The 713-nt window shown below is 62.6% G+C and carries 1 pseudogene; it reads left to right on the forward strand.

From position 1 onward, the window contains the following. Positions 1-713: pseudogene (locus M3I53_RS38780) on the forward strand (ISNCY family transposase); the annotation flags it as partial.

The raw sequence follows: 713 nt of genomic DNA on the forward strand, positions 1-713 counted from the left end.
GACGCCGTTCGGTCGCGCGATGTACGAGCTGAACATCGACACGATCTGCGCCAACAGCAGCTCGGCCAAGGGCCGCGTGGAGCGCGCGCATCTGACGCTGCAGGACCGCCTGGTGAAGGAACTGCGGCTGCGCGGCATCAGTACGCTGGCCGAAGCCAATGCATATGCGCCCTCCTTTATGGCCGCCTACAACGCACGCTTTGCCAAGCCGCCGAAGAGTGAGTTCGATGCGCACCGGCCGCTGCGGGCGATGAGAGCCTCGATACGGTGCTGACGTGGCGCGAACCGAGGAAGGTCAAGAAGTCGCTGACGGTGCAGTACGACCGTGTGCTGTACCTGCTGGACGATACACCGGAGAACCGCAAGCTGATCGATCGGTATATCGAAGTCTGGGAGTATCCGGACGGACGCATCGAGCTGCGGGCGGATGGCCGCGTGGTCCCGTACCGCGAATACGACAAGCTGACCGAGGTGGATCAGGGCGCAGTGGTTGAGCACAAGCGGCTAAGTCACGTACTTCAGGTCTCGCAGGTGATTCAGGCCCAGCGCGATAACGAACGGATTGGTAAAGCGCCTTCGCGAACGCACCGTGGGGACTCGACCCGAACGGAGCGCAAGCAAGGCCACGCGCGCAGGAAGAAGCAACGCGAATTTACACAGGCCGACATCGAGCAGGTGATCGTCGACCTGGCCGGGCAAAAGCAGCCTTCGCA

It is taken from the genome of Paraburkholderia sp. CNPSo 3272 (genome assembly GCF_024206495.1).
Lineage (GTDB): Bacteria > Pseudomonadota > Gammaproteobacteria > Burkholderiales > Burkholderiaceae > Paraburkholderia.